General features: G+C 53.8%; 14 protein-coding genes. 4 read left to right on the top strand and 10 right to left on the bottom strand.

Translation table 11 applies throughout. The features are described 5' to 3' along the window. The 4 genes from VGC33_RS19400 to pncC form a co-directional block, all read right to left on the bottom strand. A partial coding sequence (locus tag VGC33_RS19400; protein ID WP_331122421.1) for an alanine--tRNA ligase-related protein occupies window positions 1-143 on the bottom strand: 143 nt, incomplete at its 3' end. A gap of 142 nt (window positions 144-285) precedes the next feature. After that, entirely contained in the window at window positions 286-777 is a 492-nt protein-coding gene (locus VGC33_RS19395; RefSeq protein WP_331122413.1) for a regulatory protein RecX, read from the bottom strand. 51 nt (window positions 778-828) lie between these two features. Next, on the bottom strand, window positions 829-1,899 hold the full coding sequence (recA, locus tag VGC33_RS19390) for a recombinase RecA (protein ID WP_331122412.1): 1,071 nt from the start codon (window positions 1,897-1,899) through the stop codon (window positions 829-831). A gap of 109 nt (window positions 1,900-2,008) precedes the next feature. Next, complete coding sequence (gene pncC, locus VGC33_RS19385) at window positions 2,009-2,497, bottom strand: nicotinamide-nucleotide amidase (RefSeq protein ID WP_331122411.1); 489 nt, start codon at window positions 2,495-2,497, stop codon at window positions 2,009-2,011. 286 nt (window positions 2,498-2,783) lie between these two features. Here pncC and VGC33_RS19380 point away from each other — a divergent pair, with 286 nt between their 5' ends. Beyond that, window positions 2,784-3,554 (top strand): amino acid ABC transporter substrate-binding protein, encoded by a 771-nt coding sequence (locus VGC33_RS19380; protein WP_331122410.1) that lies wholly within the window; start codon window positions 2,784-2,786, stop codon window positions 3,552-3,554. A gap of 29 nt (window positions 3,555-3,583) precedes the next feature. Next, a complete protein-coding gene (locus VGC33_RS19375) occupies window positions 3,584-4,243 on the top strand; it encodes an amino acid ABC transporter permease (RefSeq protein ID WP_331122409.1) in 660 nt (219 codons plus the stop codon). Between the two features lie 78 nt (window positions 4,244-4,321). On the opposite strand, the gene VGC33_RS19370 is transcribed toward VGC33_RS19375, so the two are convergent. The 4 genes from VGC33_RS19370 to VGC33_RS19355 all read right to left on the bottom strand — a co-directional run bounded on the left by VGC33_RS19370 (window position 4,322) and on the right by VGC33_RS19355 (window position 9,409). Then, entirely contained in the window at window positions 4,322-5,332 is a 1,011-nt protein-coding gene (locus VGC33_RS19370) for a hypothetical protein (protein ID WP_331122408.1), read from the bottom strand. A gap of 746 nt (window positions 5,333-6,078) precedes the next feature. Further along, the gene (locus tag VGC33_RS19365) at window positions 6,079-7,401 is read right to left on the bottom strand and encodes a hypothetical protein (protein WP_331122407.1); all 1,323 of its coding nucleotides are present in this window, start codon (window positions 7,399-7,401) and stop codon (window positions 6,079-6,081) included. A 651-nt stretch (window positions 7,402-8,052) separates the two neighbouring features. Next, window positions 8,053-8,394 (bottom strand): zinc ribbon domain-containing protein YjdM, encoded by a 342-nt coding sequence (locus tag VGC33_RS19360; protein WP_331122406.1) that lies wholly within the window; start codon window positions 8,392-8,394, stop codon window positions 8,053-8,055. Window positions 8,395-8,650: 256 nt separating this feature from the next. Then, entirely contained in the window at window positions 8,651-9,409 is a 759-nt protein-coding gene (locus VGC33_RS19355) for an alpha/beta hydrolase (protein ID WP_331122405.1), read from the bottom strand. A gap of 183 nt (window positions 9,410-9,592) precedes the next feature. Between VGC33_RS19355 and VGC33_RS19350 the strand changes: the two genes are divergently transcribed. Next, window positions 9,593-10,045 carry a MarR family winged helix-turn-helix transcriptional regulator gene (locus tag VGC33_RS19350; protein ID WP_331122404.1) on the top strand — a complete coding sequence of 151 codons (453 nt, stop codon included), beginning with the start codon at window positions 9,593-9,595 and terminating at the stop codon, window positions 10,043-10,045. A 282-nt stretch (window positions 10,046-10,327) separates the two neighbouring features. Next, complete coding sequence (gene mutS, locus VGC33_RS19345) at window positions 10,328-12,892, top strand: DNA mismatch repair protein MutS (protein WP_331122403.1); 2,565 nt, start codon at window positions 10,328-10,330, stop codon at window positions 12,890-12,892. A 189-nt stretch (window positions 12,893-13,081) separates the two neighbouring features. Here mutS and rpoS read toward each other — a convergent pair whose 3' ends face one another. Both rpoS and nlpD read right to left on the bottom strand, forming a co-directional pair. Further along, entirely contained in the window at window positions 13,082-14,071 is a 990-nt protein-coding gene (gene rpoS, locus VGC33_RS19340; RefSeq protein WP_331122402.1) for an RNA polymerase sigma factor RpoS, read from the bottom strand. Between the two features lie 54 nt (window positions 14,072-14,125). Then, window positions 14,126-15,301 (bottom strand): murein hydrolase activator NlpD, encoded by a 1,176-nt coding sequence (nlpD, locus tag VGC33_RS19335; protein WP_524535657.1) that lies wholly within the window; start codon window positions 15,299-15,301, stop codon window positions 14,126-14,128. Between the last annotated feature and the right edge of the window lie 123 nt (window positions 15,302-15,424).

Raw genomic sequence — 15,424 nt, 5'->3', positions numbered from 1 at the left:
TTGAATTGGTTCATGCCGGCATTGGTAAACAGCAATGTCGGATCGTTATCTGGCACCAGGGAGCTACTTGCGACTACCTGGTGGCCTTTGCTATGGAAAAAATCGAGAAACGCTTGACGGATCTCAGCGGTGCTCTTGCTCATAGTTGTCCCGGAATCAAGCTAAACGAACGGATCGGAAACAGAATAGCGCAGTATTGGGGCGCTACAGTAGCGTTCACGAACTCAAAAGTGGGAATAAGATAAATTTTCTTTGGAGGGAAGTAAAATCCCACAGGCCATCAAATTAAAAATTTATATAAATTGATCGGATTTCATCGTAGGAAAAACCGCGTGAAAGGAGATAACGCTGCACTTTGGCCCTGGCCTCCCGATCGGGTGGGAGAGGTTGCCCGAATTTCTTCCAGGCAACGTCCTGCGCCTGTGCCGACCGATCGATTTGTGCCTCGGTAAAGGCGATATCTATGGTTTCCCTGTTTATTCCCTTTTGCAGCAGCTCCATGCGTATTTTTTGTTCGCCATATCCTCTTTTGCTACGGCTGTTCACATAACGCAGGGCAAAACGCGCATCGTCCAGCCAGTCATTTTGCAGGCAGTAATCGACCACTACCTGGATCTCGGCTTCGGTGATATCAGGCGCGTCCGGCGCGTCCACTGCCGGCCTTGCTTTAAAACGCCGCCTGGCGGCCGGCTGTGCCGCCAGTTTGCGGCGCAGCTCCGCTTCACTGTGATCGCGCAACGTGAGCAAACGTAAAGCGCGATCGAGCAGCGTGCTCATAAGCTACCGACCGTGGCGGCGCATGATACCCGCCCCCAAGCCGTGGAAGCGTTATGCTTCTTCACTGCTCTCATGGGCGGCGCTTTCATCAACTTCATCGCTTGGGCCGGCAAAACTGGTGGTTTCCGGGCTGTTCAACAGCATATCGCGCAGTCTTTTATCCAGATCCGCCGCAATTTCCGGGCGTTCCTTCAGGAACACACAGGCATTGGCCTTACCCTGGCCGATTTTTTCACCGTTATAGCTATACCAGGCACCGGCTTTTTCGATGAGCTTATGTTTAACGCCCAGATCCACCAGTTCGCCGCGGATATTGATGCCCTCGCCATACAGGATTTGGAATTCAGCCTGCTTGAAGGGCGCGGCGACTTTATTCTTCACCACTTTGACGCGCGTTTCGCTGCCCACCACCACTTCGCCTTCCTTGACGGAGCCGATGCGGCGGATATCCAGACGTACCGAGGCATAGAATTTCAGCGCGTTGCCACCGGTGGTGGTTTCCGGGTTACCGAACATGACGCCAATCTTCATACGGATCTGGTTGATAAAGATGAGCAGGGTATTGGCGTTCTTAAGGTTACCCGCCAGTTTACGCATGGCCTGGCTCATCATACGTGCCGCCAGTCCCATGTGCGAATCGCCGATTTCCCCTTCGATTTCAGCTTTCGGGGTCAGCGCCGCCACGGAGTCGACGATGATAACGTCAACCGCGCCGGAACGCGTCAATGCATCGCAGATTTCCAGGGCTTGTTCGCCGGTGTCGGGCTGCGAACACAGCAGGTTGTCGATATCCACGCCAAGTTTTTTTGCGTAGATGGGATCAAGGGCATGCTCGGCATCGATAAACGCGCAGGTTTTGCCTTGACGCTGCGCGGACGCGATCACCTGCAGGGTCAGGGTGGTTTTACCCGACGACTCCGGCCCGTAAATTTCAACGATGCGTCCCATGGGCAAACCGCCGGCGCCCAGTGCAATATCAAGGGAAAGAGAACCTGTGGAGATTGTTTCAACATCCATTGAACGATCTTCACCCAGGCGCATGATAGAGCCTTTGCCAAACTGTTTTTCAATCTGGCTTAATGCCGCTGCCAACGCCTTTTGTTTATTCTCATCAATAGCCATTTCAACTCCTATCAAGCAGGGAGCGACATCGCTACCCTCTTTTCGCCAAACATCTATGCCGATACTGATGCCAATTATACTGTACAATCATACAGTATCAAGCACATTTTCAGAGAAATGTGTCTAATACGGTTTTTAGGGCGAAATGCACCGCCTGGCGCCGCACGTCATCCCGATCCCCGTCAAAATGCATCAGCTGCGAGAATGCCGCGCGCTGCCGGCCGGCAAAGCCGAACCAGACCGTGCCGACCGGTTTTTCCAGCGTCCCGCCGTCCGGCCCCGCGATACCGCTAATGGAGACGGCGTAATCCGCCGCCGCCGCCGCCAGCGCGCCGCGGGCCATTTCCAGCACCACCGGATCGCTGACCGCGCCATGCTGTTCCAGGGTACTGGGCTTGACACCCAGCATCTCGGATTTGGCCAGGTTGCCGTAGGTGACAAATCCGCGCTCGAACCAGCCCGAACTGCCGGCGACGTCGGTAAGGGACTTGGCCACCCAGCCGCCGGTGCAAGACTCGGCGCAGGTGATAAATCCGCCGGTCCGGGCGAGCGCCGCGCCGATACGGGTGCTAAGCATTAAAAGATCGCTGTCGTTCATGATACTCCCATCCTGTTAACAAGGCTGTCAAACGGGAAAACGTCCACCGCCGGGGCTATCGTCTCATTCCAGTATAACCCGAACCGGCCGGGTTACAGAGGCCACATTTTTCGCTTGTAACCACTGTATTGATGCACTAAAGTTCTTATTAAACTATCTGTTATAATTTTAAGTACTTTCTAATTACTTAATAACATTTATTGGAAAATCCAAAGTGGATTAGCATTCCGACATCTTCAGGTCTGCGCGCCGTGCGCCCCTTAACTTTGTCACTTCAGGAATAACGATGAAAAAAATGACTTTAGCACTTTTAGCCGGCTCCCTGCTTATCACCGCGGTACAGGCACAGGCGGAAGACGGCCTCGCGGCAATTAAAGCCGCCGGCACCATTACCTTTGGCACCGAAGGCACCTATGCGCCTTATACCTACCATGACGGCAGCGATAAGCTGGTGGGATTTGACGTGGATCTCGGCCGGGCCGTCGCCGCCAAGCTCGGCGTCAAGGCGAAATTTATCGAAGGGCGATGGGACGGCCTGATTGCCGGCCTGGACGCCAAACGTTATGACGCGGTGATCAACCAGGTGGGCATTACCCCGGAACGCCAGGCGAAATATGATTTTTCCCAGCCCTATATCGATTCAAAAGTGGTGCTGATCGTGCGTGACGACAATACCACCATCAAGAGTTTCGATGACCTGAAAGGGCAAAAGGCCGCCCAAAGCCTGACCAGTAATTATTCCCAGGTGGCGACCAAGTACGGTGCCGATCTGGTGCCTACCGATGGTTTTAACCAGTCATTGGACCTGGTGCTGAGCCGCCGGGCGGCCGCGACGCTAAATGACAATTTATCCTTCCTTGATTTCAAAAAACATAAACCGGACGCGCCGCTGAAAATCGTCGCCACCCAGGACGCCAACGCCCCTTCCGGCATTCTGATCCGCAAGAATCAACCCGACCTGGTGAAAGCATTGAATACCGCGCTGGATGAAGTGAAAGCGGATGGCACCTATAAGACCATCGCCGTTCGTTACTTCGGTCAGGACATCTCTAAATAATTTATTTTACGGAACAGGAGCTCTAGCGGATGCCGCCCTGGCTACAACTGATGTTGGACTCCTTCTGGCGGTTGTTCGCCGCCGGAGTGATGTTTACCCTGCCGCTGGCGATCCTCTCCTTTATCGGCGGGCTGGCGGTGGGTTTTGTGGTGGCGCTGATCCGTCTGTACGGTCCGCAGCCGCTTAAAGGGATTGCCGATTTTTATGTCTGGGTGATTCGCGGCACCCCGCTGTTGGTGCAGCTGTTCCTGATATTTTATGGGTTGCCCAGCGCGGGTATTACGCTTGATGCGTTTCCAGCCGCGCTGATAGGCTTTATCTTGAGCGTCGGGGCCTATAGCTCGGAAATTATCCGCGGAGCGATCCTGTCGGTGCCTAAGGTGCAGTGGGAAGCCGCTTATGCCATCGGCATGAGCAGCAACCAGGCCATGCGCCGGGTTATTTTACCGCAATCGGTATTTGTCTCGCTGCCGCCTCTGGCCAATTCATTTATTTCACTCATCAAGGACACTTCGCTGGCGGCGGTAATAACCGTACCGGAAATGTTCCTGGCGGCGCAGCGTATCGTATCCGTAACCTATGAACCCCTGATACTGTATATCGAGGCAGCGTTTATCTACCTGATGTTCAGTACTGTGCTCAGCAAATTGCAATTCCGGCTGGAAATTTATTTCCGGCGCTACGAATAATCATTGGTGACGCCTTGACCGGCGTCATCCTCTTTTGAATTAAAGCCTGGCGACACCAAGCCTGCCGGCAGGCATTTTTTAGATATCCTCCATGATAAAATTGGAAAAACGATATTCCGGCAGCGAAGCTTCCTCGATATGTCCGATTCTGATGGGCAGTTCGCTATTGGAATCGCACAGTGATTTTATGTAACGCCAATATACCTTTTCCGCTTCAATATGATCAACCATGGGATCCAGCGCCTCCTCGGTGATGCTGATGGTCATTTTTTTATTATGGGAGATATTATCAGTATTATCCGAGTTTTCATGAGTGTCATCCGCGGCGTTTGAGACTTCATTGCTTTCGAGCATTTCAGCCATCTTTTTTATCATCGCCATATTGTCATTCGCAGCCTGTGGAGAGTAATAAAATAACCCATCGTTGAAAATCGCTTCCATGGCTTCATAAAAAGTAAAATCAATCTCGCCCTGGATATATCTGATCTTATTGTTCACCACCACCCCGGGATACTTCCTGTTCAGGAGATTATCCTTTTCATAGCCATAGCTAGCCATCACCTGTCTGTTACTCACCACCACCGGCACGTTTTTGATGGTATGGATATCGCCGCTGATACTATAATGTTCTTTATCATTTATTTTATAACCATTGGCGGTATAGTCGGCTTCAATATCAAAACGCCTTGTTGGAACGCGTTTACGATTTAAATAGGCGGTAAAATCCTCACCGGGTTTAATGTCCTGGTGTTGATAGGCGCGATGGATCGAGATCACTTTTTGGATGCCAATCCAGTCAAATACCGATTCCGCCTGTGAGGGTTTCCTGAGTTCATCAATATATGCCATGACATCGATGTCGAGATAGACACCTAGCATTGTCGCCCAGGGTTCAATGGCCAGGAATATATGCGCTAAGGTGGTGTCTTCCTCGATAATAACAGGATGGCGAAAATATTTTAACAAAAAAAGCGGATCGTCCTCCTCCAGGCACGTTTGCAGGGACAACAATGGGATAGCCGTCAAAGCATCATAGTCTGAACGAAATCGCAAAATTGCATCTTTACAAAAAATTAATGATCCGTCCATTCACACCCCGGTAATTTGTTAATAAAATAGCCACGGCTGATGATTATTTATTGGTGATTAATCAATAATATTTATAGGTTGTAATATAATTACCGCTTGCATGTCAAATGCCTATTTTGCCAATTGGGCATCACATTTGATGCGAAAAACGATGCGTTTTTGAGTCCTTTTTCCCCGTCACGGTAACTTTGTAGCGCCTAATATAGGCTAAAATTAAATCCCAATCACCTTTCAAGCGCTTATTTTACCCGGCGACACAGACCCGTGTGACAAAATGTTTACATGGAGGATAATACCTCCCGTTCTGCGTAACATATTATGACGTGTTGGTGAAGACCATAAAAACATGAACAACCCATCCCGCCTCATTTTTTCTCGGCTTTCCAGATAACCATAAACGGAGCATTCAAACTTTGCCATAAAAAAAATGATGAAAAAATTTAATCAAATGGCTAAACAATTAACTTAAATTAAATCATTCAATATCAATCTGTTACATCAGTGATTTTATGCCTTAATGCGGAATGTGGTTGCAGGCGTCGCCAGTTGCCTATTTCTTGACCATGCCGTCAGGCAATAAAACAGTAATCGGTTCAGTCCACTTCAGATTTTCCGCCATATTTCAGCTGGCGATACGCTTCCTTTCCTCAGAAAGAAAGCGCATATCCTCGACCAACCAGAGTAAGTTCGACTTTATCCGTGAATCAGCAAACAAGCGGCTCTGGTTAAATAAACATTAGCGTTTTTCATTGATGGCCCGGCGCAGGCGCCGCGTCTTGCTTCACATGCGCCCCGACAAAGGGCGGATAGCCCACCACCAATACCGCGGCGACCAGGTGATTTATCACCATCATTTGATCGAAATGGGATAAGCGCGTCGTGCCCAGTACCGAGGCCGCCGTCAGGGAAACACCTACCGCTGCGGTAAAGTTGGAGGTACGCATGGCGTTAGTGGTGAGAAATTGTTCCGCGGCCTGATCGGCGGTTGGCCAGTATCCGTTGCCGATACGCGGACGGCGTAACCCTATGCGCACCCCCTCCCGCCGCGCCGGCGGCTTTTCACGCCCGGAACGCGGCGCCTTGGTCCGGTTATGAGGCCGCAGGCCGTCATGCGACGTCGAGAACCAGTTCATCAGCGTCGGGCGTTGCAGCTCGTCAAAGGCCTCGGCAAGGGCATTAAAAGCGCTGCGCAGGAGGTCATGGATAATGTTCGGCTGGATAACCATGGCGGCGGCACCGGCGGCGGAAGCCCAGGCCGCCATATGTTTTCCAATCCGAGCGGCTTCATCAATGGCATAACCAGCGCCGGAATGCGGCGCGAATTCAGCCATGGCGACGCCAAGCGCCACTTGCGCCACACCGTAAAACAGGCTGCAGCTGACAAGTCCGCCCACGTTTATACCGCCATTATCGTGCAAAGGGAAAAACAGCTGAAGCAGATCCCGCATCAGGGTATAGGTGAGCGTCTGGACCCCAATAGATCCCATCAGCGTTCCGAAGATATAATCAGGTTTGTGGCTGGCCATCACCACCAGCGCGCCGGCGCTTATCATTCCCATGGAAATGCGGGAAGCGCGTGAGACGTTGGTCGCGGTGCCGTTCATTTCATCGCGTATCCCGCCGGCCAGATTCAGTCCCGGTCCCAGCAACATGGAAAAAACGCCCGCCATAAGGCGCGGCGGTAAGGACGCCGTCGCGCCCAGCAGGCGGAAATTATTTTCCAGGGCAAAGCCAACCATCTGCCGCAGCAGGGTGGAAAACGCCACGATAGTGCCGGTGCGTGTCGCCACGCTGATGACATTTGCGATGCGACGCGGCGCGCCGTCGGAGATAACGGTAAAATCATTGCGCATGACCGCGCCGATAAAATCAATCATCCGGCGGCCACGCTCATAAAATGTCCCGGCGGGGTTGTCACGCAGTTCCTGACGAAGATGCAGCGCCAACTGATGTTCCGGCGTGCCCGGGGAGGTGGAAAACGGAATTTCCGCGCCCTGCTCGAGCATATTATTCAGGGTGGCCAGCATCTTTTCCGTTTCGGGTAATTCCTTATCCCTGAGGGTCGCCAATAAATCGCCGACTGATCTATCCAGGCCACGGCACAAACTTTCCGTAATTGTTATCAATGATTTGACGGCGGCGTCTCGGTTGGTGGACGCTTGAGGTAAAAAGAGAGGTTCACCGATTACCCGAGATGAAGGGGTGTGGTCGGCCAATGCGTGCTCAGCCATGTCCGCATCAGCATCATCGACTACAGGTAAAGAAACATAGTTAGCTGAATTTATAGAATATATAGGAGGCATAAAATTTTATTCCGCATGTCTTTTCTGTTGAAAAAAATCCTTAAGTCGTGAATAAACGCGACTTCCAACCGGGGATGCGTATCATGGCGGGGGATTTAATGTTTGTCATTGAATAAGATATTATCAAGCGGAAAAAATATATTTACCTTGGTGGGAAAATATTAAGCCATAAATATAAACAAGTAACAAAATAGATGATTCACATTATAAATAGCCCAGTGTTAATTCATGGAAATTTTAGACGTTATTTCCAGGCCATTTTGTGTAAAGGTCAAACAGTATCCGCTTCTGGTCGCCCCGTCCCTGGCAAGTCGTTTTGCATGCCGCCAGCATCACGCGCCGCTGATGATGGTTCAGGGTATCCCAGGGCAACCATGCCGTTTCCATGCGCCGTCCATTCAGAATTACGTTTGCCCGTCAGCTTTTCTTCACAAATTCCGATTTCAGTTTCATCGGGCCGAAGCCGTCAATTTTGCAGTCAATATTATGATCCCCTGCCACCAGACGGATACTTTTCACTTTCGTGCCGATTTTCAGCGTCAAGGAACTGCCCTTCACCTTTAAATCCTTTATGACGGTAACCGCGTCGCCATCCGTCAGCAGGTTGCCGTTGGCATCCTTGACCATCAACTCCTCGCCTGGGGCGGCCGATACCTCAACTACCGACCATTCATGGCCGCATTCGGGGCAATTGAACTGCTCTGCGTTCTGCCAGGTAAAACCGGAACCACACTGGGGACAACTGGGTAATTGTGACACCTTGACTCCTTGATTTGATGGGAAACAACCCGGATCATAATATTATTCAGCCGCCGCAATAGCGTGACGAAAGCATGATTTTTCGGCCTCGATAGCTTAACCCTGGGATTTTACCCTTTTCACAGGGTCAAAGAACAGCGCGGGAGGGCAAAAGACATTCGGTATAGCGTTAGGCTACCCTTGTGGGAGTCCAAGCCATTTTCGCCGTTCCAGCCGGGAAAATGGCTTAGCGTTGCCGTTGCGTTACCGGACCGGGTTATTCCGACAGGCTTTGAGCGGCTTTCTCAATCAGCTCGGCGACCTGGCGCGGCTGCGAGGCGAAGACCGCATGGCTGGCCTTGACTTCGACAACCTGGCTTTGCGCGCGTTTGGCCATAAACCGTTCCAGATCCGGATTGATGGCCCGATCTTGGGTTGCGACCAGCGCCCAGCTTGGTTTGGTTTTCCAGGCCGGTTCCGATGCCTGCGTGTTAAAAATGGCGGCGGCGGGCATCACCTGGGAACGCGCCATAAAGCTGGCCTGTGTCGCGGGCAGGTCGGCGGCGAAATCGGCGTGATAAAGCTCGGGTTTCAGATAGAGGAAATGATCGGCGGTTTCAGCGATGCCTTTCGTGGCCGGAGGATTTTTAGCTGACAGACCGGCGAGGGTCTCACCTTTTTCCGGTTGTAACGCGGCAATGTAAACCAGGCCGGCGACCGAGGGATCCTGCCCGGCTTCGCTGATAATAAAGCCGCCATAGCTGTGTCCGACCAGCAGAGATTTTCCCTGTTGCTGCCCGAGGATGCGACGGGTTGCCGCGACGTCGTCGGCCAGAGAGGTCTGCGGTTCCTGGACAATGGCCACATGGTAACCCGCTTTATCGAGGATGCGGGTCACCTCTTGCCAGCCGGAACCGTCGGCAAACGCCCCATGCACCAAGACAATATTTTTAATCGGGCCCGCCATCGCGGCGCCCTGGACGGCGAATGCCAAGGCCAGCCCGGCGGCAATGCGTGTCAGTGTTTTCTGCAGCATAAATATTTCCTCGTTTCGAGTTAATGGACATATTACTTATCCTGATAATAATTATCTCGATAAATAATATGGCAATAACAATAGCAGTGCCCACTAGGATGTCAAGCTATTTGTTATCGCGATAGCTAATAATATATTAACGATGTTATGATGCTGTTCAGACCCTTGCTTAAGGAGCATGCCGTGGTACATCGTCCCCTTTTGGCGGAGCAGCTTTGCTATGCCATTTACTCTACCTCCATCGCCATCAAGCGGCTTTACAAACCGCTGCTGGACGCCATGGGCGTGACCTACCCGCAGTACCTGGTGCTGAATGTATTATGGGAGCAGGGCAAACAATCGATCGGCAGCATCGGCGACACGCTGGCGTTGGAAACCAGTACGTTGACGCCGCTGCTCAAGCGGCTGGAAACCGAGGGGTTTATCGAGCGCGTACGTAATCCCGAGGACGAACGGCAGGTCATGATTTCGATCACCGATAAAGGACAGCGGCTGGAGAATGAATCTTCGTGCCTGTCCGAGACGTTGTTTGGCAGCGCCGATATGGAGCTTGCCCAGCTACAGCGGCTCAATCGGGAAATCATCAGATTGCGGGATAATATCGTCGCCCGGCACGGTGAAAAAACGCCGTCCTGACGCACCCGCGCGCCCGGCGCATGGCCCGGCATCGCCGCCGTTTGGCGCGCGGTCCGACGCGCGCGCGCGCGTGGTTTTACGGCAAACGCCGCGTTTTTACCTGTGACAGCCGGTCACGCACTGAGCTAGTATAGCGGGTGCCCTACCCTGCATCACCGTCTATGCGCCGACCGGTTGCCGCACGCGGGACCGGGTGATTTTTAGCGAGACCTTGTGATGGCGAACGAGAACAATGAAAATCACAATTAAATTCCTATTCAATGGATCAAAAACACTAAGGCTATGACAAACACTGTAAATCTGGATTTCCATACCCCCATGATGCAGCAGTACCTGCGCCTGAAGGCGCAGCATCCGGACATCTTGCTGTTCTATCGGATGGGCGATTTCTACGAACTGTTCTTTGACGACGCCAAGCGCGCGTCGCAGTTGATGGATATCTCGCTGACCCGGCGCGGGCAGTCCGCCGGTGAGCCGATCCCCATGGCCGGAGTGCCTTATCATGCGGTGGAGACCTATCTGGCCAAGCTGGTTCAGTTGGGCGAGTCGGTGGCCATTTGCGAGCAAATAGGCGATCCGGCCACCACCAAAGGACCGGTGGAGCGGCGGGTGGTGCGTATCGTTACGCCGGGAACCCTGAGCGACGAAGCGCTGTTGAATGAGCGTCAGGATAATCTGCTGGCGGCGATATGGCAGGAGGAGTCCGGGTTCGGTTACGCCACGCTGGACATCAGTTCAGGACGTTTTCTGGTGTGCGAACCCGCCGACCGCGAGGCCATGGCCGCCGAGCTGCAGCGCACCAACCCCGCGGAGCTGCTGTTCCCCGAAACCTTGCAGGATATGGGGCTTATCGAGCACCGCCGTGGACTGCGCCGCAGGCCGATTTGGGAGTTTGAGCTGGATACCGCCCGCCAGCAGCTTAACCTGCAGTTCGGCACGCGGGACCTGAACGGGTTCGGCATCGAGCGCGCCAGCGCCGCGCTGCGAGCCGCGGGCTGCCTGTTGCAGTATGTCAAGGATACCCAGCGTACCTCCCTGCCCCATATCCGCGCCATAACGCTTGAACGCCAGCAGGACGGCATTGTGATGGACGCCGCTACCCGGCGTAACCTGGAATTAACGCAAAACCTGGGCGGCGGGTTTGAAAATACCCTGGCGGAAATACTGGATCATACCGTGACGGCCATGGGCAGCCGGATGCTGAAGCGCTGGCTGCATATGCCCACCCGTGATACCGCCGTATTAACCCATCGCCAGCAGGCCATCAGCAGCCTGCAGGAGCCCGTCGCCGAGCTACAGCCCCTGCTGCGTCAGGTCGGGGATTTGGAGCGCGTCCTGGCGCGCCTGGCGCTGCGCTCGGCACGCCCGCGCGATCTGGCGCGCATGCGCCATGCCTTCCAGCAATTCCCGGCCATTCATGCGCTGCTGGCGCGGCAGCCGACGGAGCACATCCGCGGCCTGCTCGCGCAGGTGGGGTTGTTTGACGAATTAAGGACCCTGCTCGAACGGGCGGTGGTCGACGCGCCGCCGGTGCTGGTGCGCGACGGCGGTGTAATTGCGCCGGGTTATCATGAGGAGCTGGACGAATGGCGGGCGCTGGCCGACGGCGCCACCGATTATCTCGACCGCCTGGAAATCCGCGAGCGGGAAAAAACCGGCCTGGATACCCTGAAAGTCGGTTTTAACGCCGTGCACGGTTATTATATCCAGCTTAGCCGGGGACAAAGCCATCAGGCACCGATGCATTATGTCCGCCGCCAGACGCTGAAAAATGCCGAACGTTATATTATTCCGGAATTAAAAGAGTACGAGGACAAGGTGCTGACCTCGAAAGGTAAAGCCCTGGCACTGGAAAAGGCGCTTTATGACCAGTTGTTCGACCTGCTGCTGCCCCACCTCGGCCCCTTGCAGCTTTGCGCGGCCGCGCTGTCCGAGCTGGACGTGCTGAGCAACCTGGCTGAGCGGGCCGAAACGCTCAACTATGTTTGTCCCACCCTGTCGGATCGGCCGGGCATCCGCATTAGCGCCGGGCGCCATCCGGTGGTGGAGCGGGTATTAAGCGAACCTTTTATCGCCAATCCGCTCGCGCTGTCCCCCGAACGACGCATGCTGATTATTACCGGGCCGAATATGGGCGGCAAGAGCACTTACATGCGGCAAAACGCGCTGATCGTGCTGATGGCGTATATCGGCAGTTTTGTTCCGGCCGCGCAGGCGGTCATAGGCCCGGTGGACCGGATCTTTACCCGCGTGGGGGCGGCGGACGATCTGGCCTCCGGCCGTTCAACCTTTATGGTGGAAATGACCGAAACGGCTAATATTCTACACAACGCCACGCCGCAAAGCCTGGTGCTGATGGACGAAATCGGCCGCGGCACCTCGACCTATGACGGTTTGTCGCTGGCCTGGGCCTGCGCGGAAAGCCTGGCCGGACGGATTAAGGCCATGACCTTGTTCGCCACTCACTATTTTGAGCTGACCACCCTGCCGGAAAAAATGGCCGGCGTGGTAAATGTCCATCTGGACGCGCTGGAACAGGGCGAGACCATTGCCTTTATGCATACCGTACAGGACGGCGCGGCCAGCAAGAGCTATGGGCTGTCGGTGGCGGCCCTGGCAGGGGTGCCGCGCGAGGTGATCAAGCGGGCGCGGCAAAAGCTTAAGGAGCTGGAAAGCCTGTCCACCAGCGCCACGGCGAGCAAGGTGGACGGTTCGCAGCTGTCGTTATTGCAACCGGTGGAGGAGGAAGTTGCGCCGGCGGTTGCGGCCCTTGAGGGGATTGACCCGGATACGCTGACGCCGAAGGCGGCGCTGGAGTGGATTTACCGCCTGAAGGCCATGCTGTAGCACGCGCGAAAATTTCCGGCGCCGGGGCAGGATGAGGTGATGGCGCGGGGAAAGATTACCCTGCCGCTGAACCGTTGCTGACCAGTGCGGCCAAGCCGGTTATAAAAAATAAAAAACGGTGGAGGTTTCCCCCCACCGTTTTTTTCAGCTTAAGCGCCGGTTAATCCCGCCAGGCCATCATTCCCTGGACTATTCCCGGAATAACGCCTCGAGGTTAAGCCCCTGCCCTTGCAGAATTTCACGCAGGCGGCGCAGGCCCTCAACCTGGATCTGACGCACGCGTTCGCGGGTCAAACCGATTTCGCGGCCCACATCCTCAAGGGTTGCGGCCTCATATCCTAACAGGCCAAAACGCCGGGCCAACACTTCACGCTGCTTGGCGTTCAGTTCAAATAACCACTTGACGATACTTTGCTTCATATCATCGTCCTGGGTGGTGTCTTCCGGCCCGCTGTCCTTGTCGTCGGACAAAATGTCCAACAGGGCTTTTTCAGAGTCTCCGCCAAGCGGCGTATCGACTGAAGTGATACGTTCGTTAAGACGCAGCATACGGCTTACGTCATCAACCGGTTTATCAAGCTGCTCGGCAATTTCTTCCGCGCTTGGCTCATGGTCAAGCTTGTGGGACAACTCCCTGGCGGTGCGTAAATAAACATTCAGTTCTTTTACGATATGAATAGGCAGACGTATGGTACGGGTTTGATTCATGATCGCCCGTTCAATGGTCTGGCGGATCCACCAGGTGGCATAGGTAGAGAAACGGAATCCTCTTTCAGGATCGAATTTCTCTACCGCGCGGATGAGTCCCAGGTTGCCTTCCTCGATTAAATCCAGTAGGGCCAGGCCGCGGTTACCGTAGCGACGGGCAATTTTCACCACCAGCCGCAGGTTGCTTTCAATCATACGACGTCGTGAGGCAACATCACCCCGAAGCGCACGTCGGGCAAAATAAACTTCTTCTTCTGCAGTGAGCAACGGGGAGTATCCAATCTCACCCAGGTAGAGCTGTGTGGCATCCAGCACACGTTGGCTGGCCGCCTGAGACAGCAACTCCTCTTCCGCCAAATCATTATCAGCGGGCTCATCGATTAACGCTTTCTCGTCAAATGTTTCGGCTCCATTCTCGTCGAATTCGGCTTCTTCATGTAACTCGTTAACTTTCAGCGTGTTTTCGCTCATTATATGGCTCCTACCCGTGATCCCAGGACAGAATATCTGGATATTCCGGCCAATTTATCGCTGCGGAAGAAAACGCAGCGGGTTTACGGATTTCCCCTTGTAACGAATTTCAAAATGCAGTCTAACCGAGCTGGTACCCGTGCTACCCATGGTAGCGATTTTCTGTCCGGCGCTAACTTCCTGTTGTTCCCGTACCAGCATCGTATCATTATGGGCATATGCGCTCAGGTAATCATCATTATGTTTGATGATAATCAGATTGCCGTACCCTCGCAGCGCGTTACCGGCATAGACGACTCGTCCGCCGGAGGTGGCCAGAATGGGTTGTCCACGGGAACCGGAGATATCGATGCCTTTATTTCCGCCTTCCGCAGCGGAGAAGTTATCAATGATCTTTCCGTCCGTCGGCCAACGCCAACCGGTTATCGCCGTACTGCCGCCCGACATCATAGTGCCGGACGTTGAACCGGGCGCGGTAACAGGGGCGGTTGTCGCAACAACTGCTCCCGATGTGGGTAACATTTTGCCGCCGTTAGATGGCAACATTTTCCCTACATTCTGTTTACCTGAATTTTCAGAATACTCATTGTTTGCTTGGGAATCAATACCCGAGCTCATCATTTTCGTATTCGCCGGGGTATTTGGTGCAACATTGGCGCCGGAAGAAACGGCATTTCCGCCGTTGTTCGCCAGCATGCCGCCGCCGCTTACCTCGCTAGCCGTCACGGTCCCGCCACCGGTTAAAGGTGCCGTTCCGTTACTCACTTGTAGGGTTTGACCTACGTTTAATCCATAAGGTTCCGGAATATTATTCCTTTTTGCCAAATCACGGTAGTCATTTCCGGTAATCCAGGCGATATAAAACAAGGTATCGCCGCGCTTGACCTGATAGGTAGTGCCGCCATAGGAGCCTTTTGGAATAGTCGTGTAGCTGCGGTTATATACAATATTCCCTTCAGGTGATTGGTTAGCGGCACTCACGTTTTCCACCACATTCGGCTGGACGGGCGCTACCGGTTGCAACTGCCGCGTCGGCAGCGGTTGTGTTTGCGGCTGCTGCTGTTGCAGCCTTGGTCTCTGAACGGGGGCGGGGGTCGTCATACCGCTGTTGTTATCGCCGCCCACGCTACTGATTGGTGCCGCTGTCTCATCACTGGCGCAACCCGCCAACCATAAACTTGCCATTGAACATACCGCAATGCGGCGCCAATAGCATTTCGGGCTTCCCATGCTCATCTCTCCCCTATGGCAGCAAAGCCAATCATCATTCCAAACATGCCAGACATTATCGTTATACATCCTATTTTCACGCATTACTTCATGAGCGAGGGTATTTTCAGCTATTTCCTAAAA

Source organism: Acerihabitans sp., assembly GCF_036398755.1.
GTDB lineage: Bacteria > Pseudomonadota > Gammaproteobacteria > Enterobacterales > Enterobacteriaceae > Acerihabitans.
The sequence above is the reverse complement of the archived record's forward strand: the minus strand, read 5'-3'. Positions and strand labels throughout refer to the sequence as shown.

Coding starts and splice junctions, on each gene's coding strand:
- VGC33_RS19370 (WP_331122408.1), bottom strand. CDS start 5,332: ATGGACGGATCATTAATTTTTTGTAAAGATGCAATTTTGCGATTTCGT.
- mutS (WP_331122403.1), top strand. CDS start 10,328: ATGACAAACACTGTAAATCTGGATTTCCATACCCCCATGATGCAGCAG.
- pncC (WP_331122411.1), bottom strand. CDS start 2,497: ATGAACGACAGCGATCTTTTAATGCTTAGCACCCGTATCGGCGCGGCG.
- VGC33_RS19355 (WP_331122405.1), bottom strand. CDS start 9,409: ATGCTGCAGAAAACACTGACACGCATTGCCGCCGGGCTGGCCTTGGCA.
- VGC33_RS19375 (WP_331122409.1), top strand. CDS start 3,584: ATGCCGCCCTGGCTACAACTGATGTTGGACTCCTTCTGGCGGTTGTTC.
- nlpD (WP_524535657.1), bottom strand. CDS start 15,301: ATGGGAAGCCCGAAATGCTATTGGCGCCGCATTGCGGTATGTTCAATG.
- VGC33_RS19395 (WP_331122413.1), bottom strand. CDS start 777: ATGAGCACGCTGCTCGATCGCGCTTTACGTTTGCTCACGTTGCGCGAT.
- recA (WP_331122412.1), bottom strand. CDS start 1,899: ATGGCTATTGATGAGAATAAACAAAAGGCGTTGGCAGCGGCATTAAGC.
- rpoS (WP_331122402.1), bottom strand. CDS start 14,071: ATGAGCGAAAACACGCTGAAAGTTAACGAGTTACATGAAGAAGCCGAA.
- VGC33_RS19380 (WP_331122410.1), top strand. CDS start 2,784: ATGAAAAAAATGACTTTAGCACTTTTAGCCGGCTCCCTGCTTATCACC.